Raw genomic sequence first — 22,699 nt, 5'->3', positions numbered from 1 at the left:
AAAAAAGGTAATGAATATGGCGAAAATACTCAATGCATTTATTGGTGTAATGTTACTGATGGTGTTAAGTATCGATTCTGTAGGGCAAACAACTTTCCAATTATTTGAAGGTGGAAAAGTGGCAGAGATTTATGTTTCAGAAAATGCAGCACCTCAAATACTCCGTGCTGTAAAGGATTTGCAAAATGATATTGAAATGGTGACGGGGCTTCATCCCAAAGTGATTCATTCCTTAAAGAATGCAGGAGAGCAGGTGATTATTATTGGCACAACAGAGGATAAAAATATTCAACAATTACAAAAGAAAAAACAACTTCAAGAAGCTTCCAAAATGAAGCAAATGAGAGAGTCGTTTCTTTTGAAGCCCCTCATTTATTCAAAAGTTAAAAAGAATGCTTTGGTAGTGGTGGGTAGTGATGCTTTGGGTGCTGTATATGGTATTTATGAGCTATCAGAGCGTATTGGCGTTTCTCCACTTTATTGGTGGTGTGATGTGATTCCAAAAAAGAAAGATAAAGTCATTTTAAAAGATGTATTGGTATTGCCACACGAGCCTTCTGTAAAGTTTAGAGGTATTTTTATTAATGATGAGGAAGCACTTACGCAATGGAGTGAAAATACATCAAAGGATAAGCTTCATGGCAATCCAAGTCCAGAGGTGTACCAAAGAGTTTTTGAACTTTTATTACGTTTAAAAGCCAATACGATATGGCCAGGAATGATGAAAAGGAGTAGTTACTTTTTTGAAGCCAAAGATAAAAATGGTCAACCTATTAATCCCATGAATGCGAAAGAATATGGTATTTACGTTGGAACATCGCATTGTGAAAACATGGCAAGGAATAATTATGATGAGTGGGAGGATTGGGCAGAAGCTCATGCAAATATGTATGATGCCAAGGGAGTTCCAGTTTGGGATTATACTGTCAATCCAAAAACAATTGAAGCTTATTGGCAAGAACGTTTGGAGGAGTCTAAGGAGTATAATATGATCTACACTTTGGGTATTAGAGGTGTGCATGACTCTCCTTTTTTATATGAAAATCTTGAAAATCCCACTTTAGAAAATAAAGTAAAGCTATTGCAAACGGTCATCAACCGCCAACGTCAAATGATCAAGGAGACTTTCGGGTCAGAGGATGCGGTGCCACAAGTTTTTGTGCCTTATGAAGAAACAGGGGAGTTGTATAATGGGGAAAGTCGTGATGGGAAAGAGAAATGTGAAGGAGTGAAAATTCCTGAGGACGTGATGATGGTTTGGACAGAAGACAACTTTGGTTATGCTCGACAATTACCAAGACCACATGAACAACAAAGAAAGGGTGGAAACGGGATCTATTATCATATCGCTTACCAAGGTTATCCAACTACCTATGATTGGTTATATACTACTTCACTTCCATTGATGCAAGAAGAACTCCGAAAAGTGTATGATGCGAATGCAAGGGCATTTTGGATTGTAAATGTAGGAGATATTAAACCTGCTGAAATAGGAGCACAATTTTTTATGGAATTAGCTTATGATATTGAATCTTATCCTAGGAACACCACAAAATCATTTCTCCAAAAAAGTGCACAACAACAATTTGGAATGGACAAAATGCAAGTGGAAGAAGTGGCAGAACTGATTACTAATTTTCATAACCTTTGTCGCTCAAAAAGACCAGAAGCAATGACACCTTTTTGGGATTGGACGTATAGTAATAATTGGATGTATCAGTATTATAGTGCTTTTGATTTTGGAGACGAGGCTCAGCGACAAATTCATTGGGCAGGGGAATTGGAAGAGAAAGCAAAAGCAATTTATGAGTCTTTAGATGAAAATTATAAAGCTCCATTTTGGCACTTAGCATATTATCCCATACGTTCTACCCATTTGATGCTACAGAAAATAGAATATTATCGAAAAAATATTGCTTATGCCAAACAAGGTCGATTTGGGAGTGTCAATGTTTATAAATTCCTTTCAGAACAAGCAGAAGCTGATATCCAAGCCGATTTAAAATATTATAACGAACAATTGAAAGATGGAAAGTGGAATGGAATAATGGATCCTTATGCACTTTACAACTTTAAGGAAAGAGTATTTGATGTGGCTAATATTCCAAATAATTTGGTTTACGATGAACGTTTTCTTGAGGAAGCCAAAACAGAAATTGGAGCAGTTTGTGAAGGTCAAGTGACCGGGAAAGAAGATGTTACATTAAGGTTCTCCTCTTTCGAAGATAACCAACGCTTCATTGATATTTTTAATAAAGGATTTTTACCATTGGATTGGGAAATTCAGAGTGATGTGGACTGGATTAAACTAACGAAGAGTTCAGGAACATTAGAAGTAGAAGAACGTATTTTTGTCACTATTGATTGGAATTATTTACCCTCAGGAGATCATCAGGCTAAGCTTAGTGTAAAGGGTAAAGACGGAGAGGTCACTTCATTTCCTATCAAAGCCACTAAATATGATTTTAAGTTAAGAGAAGATACCTATGTTGAAGGTAATGGTATTGTAGCTATTGAAGCCGAAAATTATACTGCTCTTAAAAATGGAAATGGAACATGGGAAAAGTATCAAGGCTTTGGTTTTTCAGGTTCTTCTATGTTTGTAAAAGGTGGAGAAAAAGTTACTGATGACTTAAAGGATAAAGCAGCCCGATTGGAATATTCTGTCTATTTTTCAAGTACTGGAACTTTCTATGGACAATTATACCGTATTCCAACGCTTAATGAAGGGAAAGGCAAAACATGTGAAATAGCCATTGGTTTGGATGATAATGAACCTCAGGTCTTAAATGGAATAAGACACAAAGGACAAAAAATTACTACTACAATGGCTGATGGTACAAAAGAGACGCTGACATGGCATAGAAATGTACTCTTACAAATGGAGAAAATGCCTTTTAAAATAAAAGTGGATCAGCCGGGGTATCATACACTAAAAATTTATCAAGTAGATAATGGAATAGGGATTGACCGAGTAGTAATTTGTACAGATCAACAAGCTGAAGTTATTCAGAAAAGATCACTTTTGGGTAGTCCAGAAAGTTATAATAGCAGTTCAGATTTCAGTTCTTCCAATTTAGTTTCCGCTCCAAAAATATCGTATAAAAATGCACAAGTATTAGCCTATCCAAAACCTGAACCTTTGACTGAAGTTAGTTTGAATTTTGCAATGTATGCAATGATTGAAGCACATGGTTTTGCTCCAGTCAATCAGCGACACATTTTCAATGAAAATACGAATCAGTGGGGTTGGGACAAAGAGGACGTTCAACATGTCGGATTTTCGCATAATGAATCTTCAGAACGAGTTCCTTTTTGGCAAAGAGATGGTTTAAAAGGTAAGAAAGAAGCTAAATTTTACATCAAACTAAAGAAGGGCACTTATGATGTGACATTTTATATGGGAGATGCTCGAATTAAAGAAGAAATGATCTACAATAAAGGGGTTGACTACAAGATGTCCTTTAGTATAAATGATCAATTGCTGATGGACAATGAAGAGGTTTATACCGGAAAACAAAAAATAAAAACAGTAGAAGTAGAGGTGAATGAAGAGGAATTACTCACACTGACCCTCTCAGGGAAATGGATGATTAATGCTTTAATTGTTAAACCTAAAAAGGCACATTAATGAGTATTTAATGTTTCGGTAATGTCAATGTTTGGTGCTCTTTCTTCGGAAGGTAGCACCGAACTTTTTTATATGAAACATTTATACTTCTGAATTAAAAACTAAACCTAATAATTCTGTATAAGAATCGGGTAGGGCGTATTGGATGAAATTGAGTTATAACTTAAAATGTGATTTATGAATTGTATTCAAAATAGACTTCTTGTGAGATCGAGTAGTCTATATTTTTGATACAAAAACAATATTATTTACTTTCGTCTCGAAAAAATATAATGTCATACCTTATAAATTGCGAAAAGGGAAATTTACTGCTGGTTTTTTACGAAAAAAGAAATTTTCTGTAAAAACTAGTTCAATGTGAAATTTCTAACGACTAATTTTATGTGCTTCAAACTATTGTAAAACTTCAATAAGCCATAAAGCTGAATTATCGAATTAAGAACAATAACAATTCGAGATAATTGGAACATTACAACTAAATTTTTTATCAAAATTAAAGATGAAACAAATACTTTTCCTTCAATTATTATTGATCATTTTTACTGTTGATCTATTTTCTCAAAATCATCAAAATCAAGAACTACCTACTCAATCCAATGTAGTATATGATACCGTAGATGTTACAAAATGGCATTCTTATAGTATGTCTTTAAATAGGATCTTAAACCAAACTTCAGGAGTACATGTTCGTGAAGATGGTAGTATTGGAGGTGATTTTTCTTACATGCTCAACGGTGTATCAGACAATTCCATAGCCTTTTGTATTGATGGTATTCCTACCAATAATATGGGTAGAAGTTTAGCAATAAGTACGCTTAATCCAGCTTTTGTGGAGAAAATTGAAATTTACAAAGGTATTAATCCAGTGGGGTTGGGTACTGATGCTTTAGGTGGAACCATCAATATCATTACAAAAAAATCTAAGACGTCTTTTATTGATGCATCTTATTCTATGGGTTCTTTTAATACACATCAGGCACATATTCAAGGGCAATGGGTGAATCAAAGAAATGGTCTCACTGCTAAATTGGCTTCTTATTATACTGCTTCAGAAAATAACTATTATATATGGGGTATGGACGATATTGATAGGAATACAGGACAAATAATAGAAATTACCAAAGGTAGTGCTGCTCAAAGGTTTAACAATGATGTGAATATAGCACATGCAAAAGTTGAGGTTGGAGTAACCAATAAAAAGTGGACAGATGCATTATTTGTAGGGTTAACTACTTCTATGTCTGATAAAGGAGTACCAAATGATAATGATATGAGAATGCCATTTGGAAAAGTGAGGAGTGAGAACAAATTTGTAATGCCTACTCTGAAGTATAAAAAGGAAAATCTTTTCTTAGACGGTTTGTCTCTAGATATTTATGCGGCCTATTCGATGAATACGGATGCTTTAATTGATACATCTATGTACCGTACGATTGGTATGGAAACGCTTATGAAACAGACATGATAATACCTGGTGAGTTACCACTTGGATGGTATGAGTTTGAAAACAATTCTTTAATTACCCGATTTAATACTCAATATGAGATAAGTGATCATCATTTACTTGAATTAAACTTTATAAGACAAGGAACGAAATCAACACCAAGGTTAATCAAAACAAATGAGACTATTTCAGGAGAACCTACTAATACTGCCGAAACAATTATAGGTTTAGCATGGACTGGTAATTGGTTTGATCAACGTCTACAAACTACCACTTTTGGTAAATACTATGGATACGCTGCAAATACAAAAACTAGCTCTCCTTATGTTGGAAATCCAGATGAACAAGAAGAAGTAGCTTATGATAATACTTCTTGGGGTGGAGGGTTTTCAGCTTCATTTAGAGCATTAAAATGGTTGCAAGTTCTTACCTCAATAGAAAAGACAGTGAGGTTGCCGTTAGCTAGTGAAGTATTAGGGAGTGACTTTGATATAATGAGAAACCCTGAATTGAAACCAGAAAATAGTACAAATTTTAATCTTGGTTTAAGCTTTGATAATTTAAGTATCAATGAAGATCATGAATTTGCATTACAATTAAAGGGTTTTCACCGAAATATAAAAGATCTTATATCTTATAAATCTTATTTTCAAGGTGTTATACCTTATAATAATCCTGCGCTGATTGGAAAGGGTTGGGAGCTTGATTTTAATTATAATTTCAAGAAAATGATATCTTTTAATATTAATACCTCTTCACTAAGTTTGGTTAATAATGAGGATGATCAGTCATCAAACAAACAAGTATTTGATGAACAACAAATACCAGATATGCCAACTATGATGACAAGTGCAACATTATCTTTTCATCAGGAAAATGTATTTTTAAAAGGAGCTAGTTTACAATCCTATGTGCAGTACAAATATGTTAATAGTTATCCTATTACCTACTTTACAGCTATTGGAAGTGACAATGATTTTTGGGTACCAACAAATAATAACTTTAATGTGGGGGTAAGCTATACATTCCCATTTAAGGTAGGTATTGCATTTGATGTAACAAATTTATTAGATGCAGAACATTATGATTATCATAAAATGATGAAGCCGGGTAGAGCGTATTGGATGAAGTTGAGTTATAATTTATAAACTCCAAAATCTAGAATGAAATAACTGCTGAATCCGACCAGTATAGAAGAGTAGTAATACCTTGGGTGTTACTACTTTTTTTATGGAAAAAAGGGGGAGAATCGTCTTCTTTTTTACGGTATATTTTGAACAACCCCCTGTATACTTTAAATATCTTCCTTTGTTGCGGTATTCTAAAACCTATTTTTAACCCAAAGTATACGCAATAAAAACTGATAAATAAGCATCAGGAATTATCATTGACCTGAATGATGAAATGAATGGCAATAAAAGCCGATTTAAATTACTTATAAAGAACTATGAATAAACAAATTTTTACGCTCTTCTTGTGGATGTGTTTTAATACACTCTCTTTCGCTACTGAAATACATGTGGCAAAAGATGGAAATGACACCAATGATGGAACCTCTTCCAATCCCTATTTAACCATACAGAAAGCAGCGAGTGTTGCTGTTGCTGGTGATGTAATTATCATTCATGAAGGTACATACCGTGAAACAGTGGTCCCATCAAGAAGCGGAAATGCGGGAAACCCTATTACTTTTAAAGCGGCTGATAATGAGAAAGTAATCGTATCAGCAGTAGAAGAAATTAAAACCTGGACGTTGACAAAGGACAATATCTATAAGGCAAGTGTTACAATGCCGTTAGGTATGGAGCACAATGCTTTATTCTATGATGGTAATATGATGGATATTGCTCGTTGGCCTAATAATGTAGATAATGACCCTTACACGCCTGATGCCAAATATATCAAAGGAGGTTCGGGATCTCATATTGAATATGATGGAGTTCCAAATTTCGATTGGAGCCAGGGCTATATGTGGTATTTAGGAGGACATTCAGGTGCAAGTTGGACTCGGAAAATACAATCCTATTCTAATTCAAAAGTAGAATTTAATGCCGTAGATATTTCTAGGTGGCCTTTTGGAGTTCACAACCCAACCGTTGAAAGAAACGGACATAGAGGTATTTTCTATTTATTCAATAGTTTAGATGCATTGGATTTTGAAAGAGAGTACTATTATGATGCATCAAACCAAGAAGTATACTTTAAAGCACCCAATGGTGAAAATCCTGCCAATGGTCAATGTGAATACAGAGCTCGTGAATATACGTTTCGTCTAACGAAAAATTATATTGTAGTGGATGGAATTGAGACATTTGGAGGGATCTTATTGACAAGTGGTAATTATAATGTGATTAGAAATTCGACGATTCGTCATGGTATTCCAATTTTAGATGAATTAGACAATACAGATGCTCAAATTGGTTCAGGTGCAATTACGGTGGAAGGGCAGAATACTTTGATTGAACGAAATCTGATTGAATATGGTACCGCCAATGGTATTTCTATGTTGGCATCATGGAAAGGATCAAGAAATACAACAATTAAAAATAATATTGTAAGAAATTTTAATACAATAGGTATTCACTCTGAACCTATTCGTTCAAATTGTCCAGGGACTATTATTGAAAATAATACAGTATCAGGAAGTGGAAGAAGTGGAATTTATGTAAGTGGCGGAGATGCAGTTATTGCTTACAATAATGTTTTTGATGTAATGAAAATGAATGCTGATGGTGGCGTTTTCTATACTGTTGGAAATTCAGATTATAAGAACACTGAAATACACCATAACTGGTTTCATAATTCTACAGCAGCACCTCATGCAGGTTACAAAGTGGCAGGTATTTATTTAGATAATCACAGTAAAGGATATAAGGTTTACAACAATGTAGTATACAATGTTTCATGGACGGGTATACAAATCAACTGGGATAACTGGGATTTAGATATCTATAATAATTCCATTTTAAAAGCATCTGAAGGAATGGGACGTTGGGAAAATGGTTTTACGCTTGATGATGTTGTAATTATAAACAATTATGCTGACAAGGCTCCATGGTATGGAACGGATGTTCAGCCTGAAAATATTATTGATGCAAATGATCCTTTTGAGGATGCCGCAAATCTTAATTTTGTACCAAAAGAAGGTTCGGCCCTGATCGATGCAGGAAAAGAAATTTCAGGTTTTACTGATGGCTTTCTTGGAGACGCACCAGATATCGGAGCCTATGAGAGAGGTGGAGAAATGTGGGTGCCAGGAGCAGATTGGGTACCTGTTGCAGATATCCCTTCTGAAAATAATATAGAGATTCTAAACCCAAAACCAACACTTGATGTAGGTGATGCAATTGAAATTAAAATCAACTACGCCTCAACTTCTGATCATGAGTTAGTGGCTAAGGTAATTTCACCATCAGGTACAAAACTTTCTGAAGGAAGAAAAAATGTGACAGCAGGAGAAGGTATAACAACTATTACTCTACTGCAGGTAACGGATTGGGAAGTGGGTCAAAATTATAAAGTAGAAGTGGAGCTTAGAATTCTTGATGCAAGCGATGATAACTATTTAGCCTTTGATACTTATTCATTTGAAGTAACAGATATTGTTTCGTCTACAGAAGAAATACAAGCAACTCAAGTAGTGGTATATCCTAACCCTTCTAAAGGTGTTTTTAATATCAAATGGAATAAAATGTCCCTTCAACCAAGAGTGATAGTTTACAATATGATGGGACAAGTAATTTTAGATCAGGAATTTTCGTCTACTTCATCAATCTCAAGTATTGATTTAAGAAGTCAAAGCAATGGGGTCTACCTATTAAAATTGATTGCTGAAGGTAAATCAATGACAAAGCAAGTGATTAAAAACTAAAACGTTGGACTTGTAATAAAAAGAGCAGTATTTTAATTGGTGGCTTTTGAGATACTGCTCTTTTTTTGAAATCAGTTGTTGGCACTTTCAAATTGAAAACCAAATTGATTTTTTAAAATCCCTTGAATTTTACTAGCATCTAAAATTTTATTGACAAGTTCAGACACACATTCATAAGAATCGGCTTTTATCTTATCTAAAGGATTAATAGATGTTGTTAAAATAACAATTTTGGTTTGATTAAATTTCTGAGCGAAACCCTTCGTTACGTATTTATCTAAGAAATCCCAACCATTTGTTTTGGGCATATTAAGGTCCAATAAAATTAAATCAGGAACCTTGAGATTTTCTATCGGTTTTGATAAATAATCTAATGCAATATCCGCATCTTCATAGAACAAGGGATTTTTGACGATATTCATCCCCTTAATTACTGTTTCATTAAAATAATTTGTAGCCTCATCATCGTCAATGCATATTATGCAATCTAACATCTTATTCATACCAACTTCTTACTAAGTGTAAAACAAAATTTACTTCCATATGGGGTGTTTTTTTCTACCCATATTTGACCATCGTGCAAGTCAATTACTTTCTTACAAATTGAAAGGCCGATTCCTGAACCTTCATATTGGTTTTGTTTATGTAGCCGTTGAAAAACATGGAAGATTTTTTCAAAATATACTTCATCAATTCCGATCCCGTTATCAATGATTTCAATCTTTACTTTCTCTTTCTCGTTCGAAACTTTTATATCAATTTGTACACCTCTATCAGGGTGTCTATATTTTATAGCATTGCTAATTAAATTTTGAAATAAAATTTTGAGCTCAGATTCATAGATTTTGATGGATGGTAGAGTAGGAACATTAATTTCAGCATTTTCTTTCATAATAGTACCTGCTAAATCTTGCAAAACACTATCAACAAGTAGGTTAAGATCAACCTCCTTTAGTTCTAACTCTTTTCCAATGATGTTATAGTTTATCATTCCTCTTAAGAGGGTTTTCATTCTTTGTGTAGCTGAAGAAATGAAGTCAAGATATTTGAATGCTTTTGCTTCGTCACCTGTTTTATTATTCAATTCTTCTTTCAAGAGCATTGAGAAACTTTGTATGGTGTTCAATGGTTCACTTAAGTCATGCGAAGTGACGTAGCCCATTTGCTCAAGTTCGTAATTCTTCTGAGCAATTTTTTCCATTGATTCTTCGAGCTTTTTGGAGTAATTTCGACTCTCAGTAATATCATGAACACTACCAATAAGCATTTTACATTTTTCATTTTTGTCAAAGACGGGAGCAATTCTAACCTCTCCAATTTTTGTTCCGGTAGGATAAGGGGTGATTTCTTCCCAACTAACGCTAGATTTAGTTTTGATGGCTGTTCGATAATGACCTAACACAATGGTTAAAGAAGGTTCAGGAATAACTTCTTTGACATTTTTCCCTATGACTTGCTCACGCTTTAACCCTGTAGCGTTTAGAAAGGTTTGGTTGACCGAACTAAAAATGTATTCTCCTGCCTTATTGACGTTTAAAGCGAAAATTACATCTCCAACAGTATCGTAAATCAATGAAAGAATTTTATCTTTTTCTTCTAGCATTTGGGTATAGGATTCCTTTTTGAATCCTTCTGAATTAATAGTAGACATACGTTTATGAGTAAAATAGTAGTTTGTTCCATTAGGAACCCTTTGAGTTGATTGAAATAGCAGATAATTGAAATATATGTTGTAGACTTTTTGTACCATTTCTATTTAGTACATTTATAATTTAATAAAATGTGGTGTAAAATTGAAGAAAAGTAATAATTGATGTAATAGGATCATCAAATAATCCAAAAATTAAAATAGAGGTAGTATGAAATGGTTCAGAGATTTGGTGCATTGCAAATGAAATTATCGTTAATTAATATGATTACTTTTCTGAAGGGTAAATGGTAGTGTATTGTGGTTCGTGAGGACGTTTTACTAAAACGCCCCTACAGTACTGCACTTTAGAAGATTATTATAAAACCTTTGTCATTTGACATGTAATCAGATCATCATTTAGTAGTATCTCCCTCGGCCTTGAAGGGAAAAGTGTGAAGAATTTCATGGAATGAGCCGTTAAAAATGATTTTGCTGTTTGAGCGCAGCGAGTTTAAAATCATTTAGGCGAAAGGAATGAAATTTAGCTTTTGCGTTCAAAGCCTAGATTTTTTGCTTCGTTTTTCATCAATGGAAAAATGAAGAAGAAGGAAGCTTGAAAGTTGATCCTATAAATGCTTGCAGAAAGGTCGATTAAAAGTTAACGATAATTTAGTTTACAATGTATTTTGTGGGTTTCGGCGAAAAACCTCCAGAAACTGTAAGAGGTAATATTAAAGTGACTGGAGACTAACTTATCTAAAGCACAAATGTTTAACACTTTTGCATTGAGTTGATAAATAAAAAATCCCAAGCTTTAATTTTTACCATTGAAGCTTGGGATTTGATTCCTTTCAATTTTTTTACTTAGCGGCCTCTTCCTCAGGAGCGTCATCAATAAGCATCACACAATCCTTACAGTTGAATTTCAACTTATAGCGGACGTCTTTATATTTTAAGAATAGAGGGAACTGTACATTTTCAGGAGGAGTGACAAAAGTTTCATGTTCATCACACATACCGATTTGATAACGTAGACAGTGTTTTGTTGTCATCAAACGGAGTTTACTTTTATCTTCACGTCCTTCAAAACCTTCGCCGATTTCTTCAACACCGTGACGTGTATAGAATTCTCTCGCTTTTTGGTTTAGAACATTACCATGATGGTCAAATTTCTTCTGATAGAAAGGATAAGTGTCATCAATATCAGTGTTAATTCTAGAAGGTTGTTTGTAACTGCTGTTTCTTTTTTCTTCTAAAGCTTCAATAAGATCTCTTCTCCATTGATTTACCTTACCACCTGGAATAAATGGCACATCACCTTCCGGAAGTTTTACATCGACAACATCAAAAATAGTATTACCTGATTTCTTTAATGATTTCGTCAAGTTTTGAACAGCTTTCTCTTTATTAGAGGCGAGTTCAAAAGGTTCTTTATAGTGATGTGTGATTTTATTGTCGTAAATATCTTCAATAGATAAATCTACTTGATGATTATTCCAATCTAAGCTTACATTTGCATCAATTTTACGGACTGTTTTCTCACCTTTTAATTCCTTGTTGTATTGTTGATCGTAGTTTCTGAATATTTCAGCACCAACACGAACCCCCATTACAAGAGAAGTCTTGATCCAACCTTGATCGTTGACATGTTCAACTTTCATTCCTTGTAGTTTCTCGTGTTTATCCAAGAAACATAATCCATCACCAGGAATTAATTTTTTATCAGTGTCAATAAGGTATTGATTGCCTTTTACCTCTTTTACAAGACCAATTCGATCACCGATTGCCTTTGGTGTATCGAAGTTAGCAATAGTATCTTTTCTTTTTTCGTAGAAATAAGTTGTGAACTCTCTGTTATATGTTTTTTCAGGAGCAGGTTCGAAGCCTAAAGTTACTTTTCCTTGAGAATCTCTTACAAACTCATCACCATATTTATCTAAAACATAATCAATACGCTTACGGAAGTTACCCACCATATTTTTAACGTACGCTTCATCTTTCAGACGTCCTTCAATCTTAAATGAGTTCACCCCAGCTCTAGCGAGTGGTAAAATGTAGTCTTCAAGGTTTAGATCCTTCAAAGAAAGGAGGTGTTTTTCACTGGCAAGTTTTTGACCTGCATTGTCAATTAAATCATAAGGCAAACGGCAGGGCTGTCCACAAGCACCTCTGTTGGCAGAACGATCTCCAACATTATTACTCATGTAGCACTGACCACTCAAACTTACACACAATGCTCCGGCTACAAATGCCTCTAATTCCACATTGGTTTTCTCACCAATATCTTGAATTTGTTTTATTGATAATTCTCTCGCTAAAACAACACGATCAAAACCTACTTTTTCAAGGAATTGAACTTTCTCTAAATCGTAATTATGAGTTTGTGTTGAAGCGTGTAATGGAATAGGAGGAAGGTCCATCTCTAAAAGACCCATATCCTGAATAATTAAAGAATCCACACCTGCATGATATAAATCCCACGCTTGTTGATGTGCTTGATCCAATTCGTGATCAAACAATAATGTGTTCATCGTTGCAAAAATCTTTGCATTAAAACGGTGGGCATGTTTCGTTAATTTTTCAATGTCTTGAATAGAGTTGCCTACACCGTCCCTTGCACCAAATGCTTTTGGTCCAATATATACTGCATCAGCCCCGTGGTTGATCGCTGAGAATCCAATTTCAATATCTTTTGCGGGTGCTAATAATTCTAGAGATTTTTTCATGCTGCAAAGGTAGGAGTGTTTTTTAAATGAATTGTGAATTGGAATGTTTTATTTGTAAAAAAAGCTGATCCAAGTCAATGAATCAGCTTTTTCTGAATATTATTGATCCCTTTTTAACAGAGAATTCTTTTATTAATCAATTTCGGTACCCTCAATTCCAGGTTTATTACCGACGGCTTTATCAACGAGTATAGCTACTGTTGAATCACCCGTAACGTTAACTACCGTTCTAAACATGTCTAGAATTCTATCTGGAGCAAGGATTAATGCAATACCTTCAGTTGGTAAACCTACTTGCTCAAGTACGATAATCAACATGATGATACCTGCACCAGGAACAGCGGCAGAACCGATGGATGCTAATGTAGCGGTAATCACAATTGAAATTTGATCTGCTAACGTCAAATCTTCACCAAATACTTGAGCGATAAATACCGCTGCAACACCTTGATACAAACTAGTGCCGTCCATATTTACAGTTGCTCCTAAAGGCAACACAAAACTTGTTGTTTCTTCAGATACACCCAATTCTTCTTCCACTTGTTTCATAGTTACGGGCAATGCCGCAGCACTACTACTCGTTGAAAAAGCCATCATTTGTGCTGGGAAAATACCTCTGATAAATCTAGAGAAATTAACTCTAGCAAATATTTTCAAGATAGAAGGGTAGATTACTGCAACCATGATAAATAATCCCATGATTACAACTAAAGAATAAAATCCAAGTGTCAATAAAAGTTCTGTTGCTTTTGAAGGGTCATCACCTGTAAAGTCAGTAATTAGAGAAGTGATCAAAGCAAACACACCATAAGGTGCGAATTTCATGATCAAATCAACCATTTTCAAGATGATTTTATCCAAACTTTTGAATAATTCCTTTACTGCTTTTCCATGTTCAGCTGGTATTGCCACTAATGACACACCAAATAGAATAGCAAAAAAGATCACTTGTAGCATATTACTATTACTGCTCATGGCATTGAAAATATTGCCAGGTACCATATCCAATAAAGGTTGTAATGGGCTTCTTTGTTGCACCTCAGAAGCTTGTGCAACTCTTGAAGATGCACTATCAGCAAATCGTTCTATGAAACTAGCTCTCATTTCTTCCGAAAAACCTGCACCAGGTTGGAAGACATTTACTAAGAGAAGACCAATAGTAACAGCTATAATAGTGGTAACTAAATAAATTCCGACAGCACGACCTCCCATTTTTGAAAGCTTTGAAAGATCAGTCATTGATGCAACACCATTGACCAAAGATATAAGTACAAGAGGTACAGCAATTAATTTAAGTAATCGAATAAAGATAGTACCAAAGGGTTTGATCCAATCATTAGAGAATTGAGCGTTTCCTGTATAGCTTATCAATAATCCTAGGAGGAGTCCTAATACCATCCCGATGATTATTTTCCAATGCAATGCAATTTTTTTCATTATTGTTGTTTCGTAAAGATAGGATCTGTGAGTAAGTTTAAACCTACTCTTGTTAATGTTATAAGTAAAATTCTCTATTCCGTGTGCTTAGGGAATAGAAGGTAGTTGACCTAAGTTGAATTGCCAAGTTGCTTTTACACATTTTTCGACAAAAAAATTAACTGTTGCTTCTGAAAATAGTGTTCTTTATTTACTGGTCAATGAAAATAAAGGGTTGTCGTTAAATTACAATTTCAAAAACGACACAAGATAGTGTAGTGAAGCCAAAAAAACTTTCTTTTTTGAAAATATTAAGTTTTCAAAAAAGAAAACTCCCTCAATTTGAAATGAGGGAGTTAAATATTATTTTCCTAATGCATCATCAATGTACAATAGTACTTTTTGCATTAAGTGTACTCTGTCTTTTCCTCTAACATTGTGAGGGTGTCCTGGGTAAGTAAAGAAATCTACTTGAACTCCATTTTTCACACAATTTTCTAAGAATAAGAAAGAGTGCTGAGGAACAACAACATCATCAATTAATCCATGAATAATCAATAGTTTATCTTTTAATAAAGTGGTTTTGTTTAATAATTTTGCCTCTTCGTAGCCTTCTGCATTTAGTTGTGGTGTAGACATATATCTTTCAGTATACATCACTTCATATAATTCCCAATCCATTACCGGTCCACCTGCTACACCAACTTTAAAAGTGTCAGCTGCTTTCGTCATCAATGAAGTAGTCATAAATCCACCAAAACTCCATCCGTGAATAGCCATTCTTTCTACATCAACGTAAGGCAATGATTTTAGGTATTCTACACCTAATAGTTGATCCTTTACTTCTTCAGTACCTAATTTCAAGTGAGTAGCTTGCTCAAAGTCTTTACCTCTGTTTTCAGTACCTCTACTGTCTACAGTATAGATAATATAACCATCTTGTGCCGCCTTCTGCATCCAAAGTGCTGCACCGGCTTGCCATCTGTTTGTGATCAATTGAACTCCTGGGCCACCATATACATATACAATGACAGGGTATTTTTTATTTGGATCAAAATCAGCGGGCTTGATCATTCTTGTATTCAAAACTGATGTGCCATCTGCAGCTTTGATTGTAGAAAGCTCGATAGGTGAAACAGTAAAATCTTTTAATGGATCTTCAGCTTCAAGAATGGTACTGATCATTTTACCATTTCCATCAAAAATAACTTCTTTGTTAGGTGTTGTTAAGTTCGTAAAAGCAGACAAGAAAAGATTACTTGATGCATCATACTGAACTTGGCTATATACTCCTGATTCTGATGTGATTTTGCTGACTTTCTTCGATTTTAAGTTGGCTTTATAAACTTGTCTATCTAAACCATTATTATCAGTTCCTAAAACGAAAAGGTTTTGTTTCTTTTTATCAAAACCAATCACATCCATTACTACCCATTCTCCAGAAGTTAATTGTGCTAACTCCTTTCCTTCAGTATTGTATAAATACACATGCTCATACCCATCTTTTTCTGTTCTCCAGATAAATTGATTATTGCTATTTGGAAGGAATTCCATTGGGTGTGTGATAGATAAGTATTTATCATCTTTCTCTTCGAAAAGTGTTTTGATAAACTCACCGTTTGTCGCATTGTATTGATTAAGTACTAAATGATTTTGAGCTCTATTCAAAATACCGATGTAGATAAATTGCTCATCTGGGCTCCAAACTATATTTGTTAAGTATTGCTCTTTTGGACCTTCTGTTTTAACCTGAACACTCTTTTGCGTTTTGATATTGTAAATGTGCAAAGTTACTTCTTCACTTTTCATCCCTGCCATTGGATATTTAGTAGGGTTGGAAGAGGCTGGTGTTGTTGTAGGGTTGACGAGTGGGTAGTCAGTGACCATCGTTTGATCATTTCTGTAATAAGCGATAGCATTACCATTTGGTGACCAGTACGTCCCCTTGTGCACGCCAAACTCATTTCTATGAACGACTTGACCAAATACAATTTCTTTATTGTCTTCTTTAGAAATTTGAGTTTCGTTTCCATCAACTGTGATGAAAAGATTGTTTTCGATAGTATAGGCTGCCTTAGAGTAATCAGAAGTGAAATCAGCATTTGCACCTTCCTTGCTCCAAGCACCTAATTGGATAGATTGCTTTGATGCAATATTAGTTTTGAAAAACTGATTTTGGTGATTGAAAATAAATTCATTTTGAGATACCCATTTGTAGCGAGGGAACCTTTTTAAATCCTCTAAGTTTTCATTAGACTTTTTGACTTCTTCTAATGAAATCAACGTTTTCTTACTACCTTTTTTAGCGTAAGTTGCAATTAATGCATTATCTTCAATAATGGTATAGTAACCTTTAGCATTGGGTTGCCATTGAACACTTATTCTTTCAGGGTAAAAAGTTGACCATCTTTCAACGATGGATTGCTCTAATGTTAAGGTTTTATTTTGTGCTTGGCTACTCAAAGCACTAAGAATTAAAAGACAAAGGGTTGCTAAACTATAAAGTCGTTTCATTTTGAATATTATGATTTATATGCGATTTCTATTATCAGCATTTTTTGTATTGCTACTTTCTCAAAGCATACAAGCACAAGAGAAAATTCATTGGATGAGTTTTGAGGAAGCAATAACAAAAAGTAAAAAAGAACCTCGAAAAATATTTATTGATGTTTATACTGATTGGTGTGGTTGGTGTAAGAAAATGGATCGGTCCACTTTTTCAGATCCTTCCATTGTAAAATATGTCAATGAAAATTATTATGCAGTGAAACTTAATGCGGAGTCACGTAAGGGAATTCAATTTCAAGGAACTACCTATGATTTTATCAGTCAAGGAGGAAAAGGGTATCATGAATTAGCGGCAACTTTATTGAATGGGAAAATGAGTTTTCCTACCACTGTTTTTATAATGGTCAATAAAAAAGAGCAACTTTTGGCTGAGCCTGTTCCTGTACCAGGTTTTCAAGATAAAAAGAGTATGCATTTGATTCTCTCCTTTATAGAAGAAGGAGCCTTTGAAAATGTATCATTCAACGACTACAAAGAAAAGTACACTTCACCTTATCCTAAATCAAAATAAACATTTATACAAAATGGTGAATTAGAAATCAATTACATGTTTCTAATTCACCATTTTTAGGTAAGCATAAGGTTATTTCTTTGCTACTCTTTCTAAAGTGATTTTGATAAAGTCCCAGAATCTATGAACTGTATTGACCTCACACATCTCATCTGGTGAGTGAGGGTTTTTGATTGTAGGACCAAATGAAATCATATCTAAATGAGGGTAGTGGCTACCAATAATACCGCATTCCAATCCAGCGTGAACAGCATTGACAATTGCAGGTTTATTGAATAATTCTTGATGAATCTCCTTCATCTCTTCCAAGATTTCAGAATTAGCATTTGGAGTCCAGCCTGGGTAAGCTCCTCCGTGTTCTACATTACCTTCAGTGATTGCAAATGCACCTTCAATTTGATAAGTCACATCATATTTAGCTGAATCTACTGAACTTCTTGTAAGGAATTGAACCGTTACTTTTCCGTCTTTTACCAGTACTCTTGAAAGTGAAGTAGAAGTCTCTACCAATCCTTCCAAATCATCTGACATTCTGATCACACCACAAGGTGAGGCATATACTGCACTGAATAAAGCTTCTTGAGCTTTTACCTCCATCACTTTTGATGGCAATTCAACAGCATCAAGAAGAACCACCAAATTAGGCTCAGTAGCATGTAATTCTTGCTTGATTGTAGCTTCGAATTCGGCAACATAAGCCTTAAATTCCTCTACTTTATCCTCAGCAATTACTACCGTTGCAAATGATTCACGTGGGATAGCATTTCTTAAACTTCCGCCATCAATTTCAGCAACTTCTAAACCGAATTTTTTGTTTGTTCTCCAAAGTAGACGGTTCATTAATTTATTAGCGTTGCCTCGTCCTAAGTGAATTTCACATCCTGAGTGACCACCTTTCAAACCTTTTAAGTCAATTTTGAAAGCAGCACCTTCAGCTGTTACTTCCTCGTAGTTGTAATTGACGTTAGTGTCAATACCACCTGCACATCCAATACACAATTCGTGCTCGTCTTCAGTGTCAAGGTTTAATAAAATATCTCCATCAAGCATGCCGCCTTCCAAACCGAAAGCACCAGTCATACCTGTTTCTTCATCAATTGTAAATAATGCTTCAATTGGGCCATGGACTAATTCTTTAGAAGCCAAAATGCCCATCATCGTAGCAGCTCCAATACCGTTGTCAGCACCAAGTGTTGTCCCTTTGGCTTTTACCCAATCGCCATCAATATAAGACTGAATTCCATCTTGATCGAAATCGAAATCAGTATCCGCATTTTTCTGGTGTACCATATCAATATGTGATTGAATGATAATTCCTTTGCGGTCTTCCATACCCGGTGTTGCAGGTTTTTTGATGATCACATTGCCTGTTTTGTCAACAATAGTGGGTAATCCTAAATCTTCTCCGAATTTTTTAGTGAATGCAATAATTCTTTCTTCTTTCTTAGATCCTCTTGGAACCTCGTTCATTTTCTCAAAGTTTTCCCAAATATCAACGGGATTCAATTGAGCTACTTCTTTGTTCATGTTTTGTATATGTTAGTATGTTGAAAATTAACATCTTTGTTAACCTTCTATTCAAATTCAATTCAAAAATAATATAAACTTACAGATTTGTATAAAAATCAGTTCTAAAGATTTCATTCCAATTTTGTCTGTCGAACTCTCTTTGCTGATTTCTATCGGTATATAAAAGGAATGCATCTCGTGGAATTTCTTCAGCTCCTAAGCTTTCGAGGTGTGGAGTATGCATCTGACAGTCAATAATTTCATACCCTTGTTCAATCAGGTTTTTGCAGAGCATAATAAATCCATATTTAGAGGCATTACTACGTTTTGAAAACATTGATTCCCCAAAAAAAGCTTTTTGCATCGCGCCGCCATATAAGCCACCGACAAGTTCATCATTTTCCCAAACTTCCACAGAATGCATAAAACCAATTTTATGAAGCTGATTATAGGCTTCCTCCATCTCTTCTGTAATCCAGGTGCCACCTTGATCAGGTCTGTAGATCTCTTTGCACGAAGCAATTACACCTTCAAAATCTTGATCAAATGTCACCTTAAAAGTATCACGTCTTAAGAGTTGACGCATACTTTTGGAAACATAAATATTTTCAGGAAATAAAACACAACGGGGATCAGGAGACCACCAAAGCAAAGGGTCTTCTGGATTAAACCATGGGAAAACACCATTTGCATAAGCTTCAATAATTCTTTTAGGAGTTAAATCTCCTCCGACTGCAAGAATACCACTCTCATCCGTCAAGCGGGCAGGAGGGAACATCACGTTGTCTTCTTCTAGCTGAAATATTGGCATGTTTTCTTTTAAGTGAACTATTGGAGTAAACGAGATTTAGTTTTACTCCATCGATAACTAAAAATTATTTTGATAAAAATAAGAAAAATTACTTTTCTTCAGCTATTAATATTAGGTAATATTCATTCATTGATGTGTAGGCCGTTATAGGGGTGGCATACATCTGAATTTTCTTTCTCTCTTTGGTATTGGGGTTGTAACTGTCGATGTGTTTGACTATCTGAGGTTTATTTTCAAGTTTGACCTTAATAATTGGATGCTGATCATTCGGCATTTCAATATTGGTGTCTGAAATAAATATTTTTCGAATATCGATTAAATCTTCTTCATTTTCTGGCATTGTACCTTTCCCTAATAATTCTTTTCCTTTATTGTTTAAGAAAATAGGAATGCTATCTGCATCAGTGACCATGACACCAATTGTTGCTTTTTGGAAAGTATCGAAGAAACTTTGAATTTTGTTACCTTGGCCAGATGTCTGTTTCTCTGAAGATTTTTTTTGATATTCCGCGAGTTGTTCTTTGGCCCATCTGAGTTCTTGTAATTGAGCATGATGCCTTTGTGTGGCTTCCTTTTCAGACTCTTTGGGTAGACCTTTACTATTTAATTGACTATCAGAAGAAAGGTCATATTCTAAGAATAACTCTTGCCATTCGTTTGGTACATCACGTTCTAATTCACTGCTGATTCCTTGGCTTTCATATTCAAGATGTTTAAAGAATTTTGACAGTGGGCGTTTCAACCAGGTATTTGTACTCGAAATTTGAGCTATGAAAATAATGCTCAGTAACAAAATGCATAAAGCAATTAAGGGTAGTGATCGAGTGCTGACTCTAAGCCATAAATCAAACTCATTAATCACAATTGCGATGGACTGATTTGTAGCTTGATCCACTTTCTTTTTAACCACAAACCATTCTCCGACGGATTGACTTGTAAGGTTGTTGTCAGCTCTAAAAAATGCTTTTAATGAAGCAGGGATTTCACTTGCATGACTACGATTCAAGATACTTCTCTCTTTACCTTGATTTAGCCAATACAGTGCTGCTCCATTATCGTTAAGATAGTAGACATCTGTTAAAGTAATCTTGTACAAATCAAAGGCATCAATTTTAATATCTTGAATTGTTTTTTCAATTTCTGTCGATGCTTGTTTGTAATTGACTAATGCTTTAGAATTAGATAAAACTTTTTGTAAGTAAAGTTTTTCAAGGTTTACATCATAATAAACCTTTACACCTGTTGCAGCTAAAATTAATACCAGTGATAAAATATAAAGGATCACAGACCTTATCTGTAATTTTGAAAAAATGGTATTGAGCTGATTATTCATTATTTCGAGTTTTGTTCAATTCTTTGTTGTTTGGAAAGTCTATTGAGTCTTACCTCATAAGGTAATTCCTTTCCATTTTCTATACTTTCTAGCAGTAATTCTGAAAAATAAGGTCCAAGCGAAACGCCCTTAGCACCTAATCCATTAAATATATGAATATTTCGATGTGCTTCATGTGTTCCTATAAATGGACGACGATCAAATGTAGCCGGACGAATACCTGACCAATGCTCTAAAATTTCAAATTCATCATTGACAAGTGGTTCCACTTTTTCAAGGAGTTGTCTCTTGCCTTTAGGAGTTGGAGAATCCATTTCTTCCACTCTTTCATAGGTCGCTCCTAATTTGCAAGTCCCTTGATCATCAATCGGTAGGATGAAACCATTTCGATTAATGATATGGTTAAACCTTGCATTTTTAAACTTTATAAGCAGTAATTCACCTTTGACCGGTCTAAAGTCTAACGCTGTAAAGAAAGGATTATTTTCTACTTTATTCCCTTCTGCAAAAATGATATGCTTTGCCTTAATATTTTTATATTTAATAAAACCTTCCTTTTGTTGGATTTTATTGTACTCAAACTCTTCCTCTAAAATGTGTTCTTTGTTTTTTTCTTTGAATGCATCCAAGAAAACAGGAATATCCAAGTAGCCACTTCTTTGAACTTCCATTCCTCCAAAAGAACCGTCAACGTATTCATTGTAAAGTCCCTCTTTCACAAATCCTTTTACATATGAGGAATACTTTTCATCAGCACTTGCTGCAATCCAGTCCGTCTGTTTTTCTTGAGAATCAAACGGGAAATAAAGTGGGATAGGGATAAAACTTTTGATATTATATTTTTGATCAAAAGTAGGATAGAAGTCTTCAATCTTATCAAAAATAGTGTCACAAAGCCATGTCTTTACCATCTTTCTACCAGTGATGGGGTTGTACAATCCACCAGCTACTCTTGATGAATTTTTTAAACTTCCATTATCAATAAGTTTAAAGGTTTTATTTCGATTGATAACTGTTTCTGTTAATATACTACCCGCAATTCCTTGCCCTACAATTAGATAATCTATAATCTCTGTCATACCAAATGCTCAAAAAATAAATAATGGCTACAAATATCATATTCTATGTAGTAGGACAAAAGAAAACAATCGTTTTTATATCAAAATGGTTAATAACGTGATGATGAATAGTGATGTTGGGAATTTCTTATTGTAGCTGAATGGTAGTGAGTTATCATTTGAAGGTTTGA

The 22,699-nt window shown here is 34.6% G+C and carries 14 protein-coding genes; 5 read left to right on the top strand and 9 right to left on the bottom strand.

The annotated features are described in order from the left end of the window. The first annotated feature begins 16 nt into the window (after window positions 1-16). The 4 genes from IC221_RS16515 (at window position 17) to IC221_RS16500 (ending at window position 8,946) form a co-directional block, all read left to right on the top strand. Window positions 17-3,631 (top strand): glycosyl hydrolase 115 family protein, encoded by a 3,615-nt coding sequence (locus tag IC221_RS16515; protein ID WP_188170031.1) that lies wholly within the window; start codon window positions 17-19, stop codon window positions 3,629-3,631. Window positions 3,632-4,130: 499 nt separating this feature from the next. Continuing rightward, complete coding sequence (locus IC221_RS16510; protein WP_188170030.1) at window positions 4,131-5,096, top strand: TonB-dependent receptor; 966 nt, start codon at window positions 4,131-4,133, stop codon at window positions 5,094-5,096. After that, on the top strand, window positions 5,093-6,223 hold the full coding sequence (locus IC221_RS16505; protein WP_188170029.1) for a TonB-dependent receptor: 1,131 nt from the start codon (window positions 5,093-5,095) through the stop codon (window positions 6,221-6,223). Before IC221_RS16510 ends, IC221_RS16505 begins: the two co-directional genes overlap by 4 nt. A 299-nt stretch (window positions 6,224-6,522) precedes the next feature. Beyond that, window positions 6,523-8,946: a right-handed parallel beta-helix repeat-containing protein gene (locus IC221_RS16500; RefSeq protein ID WP_188170028.1), complete on the top strand. Its 2,424-nt coding sequence runs from the start codon at window positions 6,523-6,525 to the stop codon at window positions 8,944-8,946. A gap of 71 nt (window positions 8,947-9,017) precedes the next feature. Here the strand turns inward: IC221_RS16500 and IC221_RS16495 are convergent, their stop codons facing one another. The 5 genes from IC221_RS16495 to IC221_RS16475 form a co-directional block, all read right to left on the bottom strand. Continuing rightward, complete coding sequence (locus IC221_RS16495) at window positions 9,018-9,449, bottom strand: response regulator (protein ID WP_188170027.1); 432 nt, start codon at window positions 9,447-9,449, stop codon at window positions 9,018-9,020. Continuing rightward, the gene (locus IC221_RS16490) at window positions 9,446-10,597 is read right to left on the bottom strand and encodes an ATP-binding protein (RefSeq protein ID WP_188170026.1); all 1,152 of its coding nucleotides are present in this window, start codon (window positions 10,595-10,597) and stop codon (window positions 9,446-9,448) included. Before IC221_RS16490 ends, IC221_RS16495 begins: the two co-directional genes overlap by 4 nt. Window positions 10,598-11,436: 839 nt before the next feature. After that, window positions 11,437-13,302, bottom strand: a complete 1,866-nt coding sequence (locus tag IC221_RS16485; RefSeq protein ID WP_188170025.1) for a U32 family peptidase — start codon at window positions 13,300-13,302, stop codon at window positions 11,437-11,439. A 132-nt stretch (window positions 13,303-13,434) separates the two neighbouring features. Further along, the gene (locus IC221_RS16480; protein WP_188170024.1) at window positions 13,435-14,739 is read right to left on the bottom strand and encodes a dicarboxylate/amino acid:cation symporter; all 1,305 of its coding nucleotides are present in this window, start codon (window positions 14,737-14,739) and stop codon (window positions 13,435-13,437) included. Between the two features lie 342 nt (window positions 14,740-15,081). Beyond that, window positions 15,082-17,232 (bottom strand): DPP IV N-terminal domain-containing protein, encoded by a 2,151-nt coding sequence (locus IC221_RS16475; protein ID WP_188170023.1) that lies wholly within the window; start codon window positions 17,230-17,232, stop codon window positions 15,082-15,084. Between the two features lie 19 nt (window positions 17,233-17,251). On the opposite strand from IC221_RS16475, the gene IC221_RS16470 reads away from it, so the two are divergent. After that, window positions 17,252-17,797: a DUF255 domain-containing protein gene (locus tag IC221_RS16470; protein ID WP_188170022.1), complete on the top strand. Its 546-nt coding sequence runs from the start codon at window positions 17,252-17,254 to the stop codon at window positions 17,795-17,797. A 72-nt stretch (window positions 17,798-17,869) separates the two neighbouring features. Here IC221_RS16470 and IC221_RS16465 read toward each other — a convergent pair whose 3' ends face one another. The 4 genes from IC221_RS16465 to IC221_RS16450 form a co-directional block, all read right to left on the bottom strand. Then, entirely contained in the window at window positions 17,870-19,324 is a 1,455-nt protein-coding gene (locus IC221_RS16465; protein WP_188170021.1) for an aminoacyl-histidine dipeptidase, read from the bottom strand. Between the two features lie 79 nt (window positions 19,325-19,403). After that, complete coding sequence (gene aat, locus IC221_RS16460) at window positions 19,404-20,117, bottom strand: leucyl/phenylalanyl-tRNA--protein transferase (RefSeq protein ID WP_188170020.1); 714 nt, start codon at window positions 20,115-20,117, stop codon at window positions 19,404-19,406. Window positions 20,118-20,205: 88 nt separating this feature from the next. Next, window positions 20,206-21,450, bottom strand: coding sequence for a hypothetical protein (locus IC221_RS16455; protein WP_188170019.1), 1,245 nt, complete (start codon window positions 21,448-21,450; stop codon window positions 20,206-20,208). Beyond that, complete coding sequence (locus IC221_RS16450; RefSeq protein WP_188170018.1) at window positions 21,450-22,529, bottom strand: FAD-binding oxidoreductase; 1,080 nt, start codon at window positions 22,527-22,529, stop codon at window positions 21,450-21,452. The genes IC221_RS16455 and IC221_RS16450 overlap by 1 nt, the downstream gene beginning before the upstream one ends. Window positions 22,530-22,699 lie beyond the last annotated feature (170 nt).

The sequence above is a fragment of the Flammeovirga sp. EKP202 genome (genome assembly GCF_014534745.1).
Lineage (GTDB): Bacteria > Bacteroidota > Bacteroidia > Cytophagales > Flammeovirgaceae > Flammeovirga.
The sequence above is the reverse complement of the archived record's forward strand: the minus strand, read 5'-3'. Positions and strand labels throughout refer to the sequence as shown.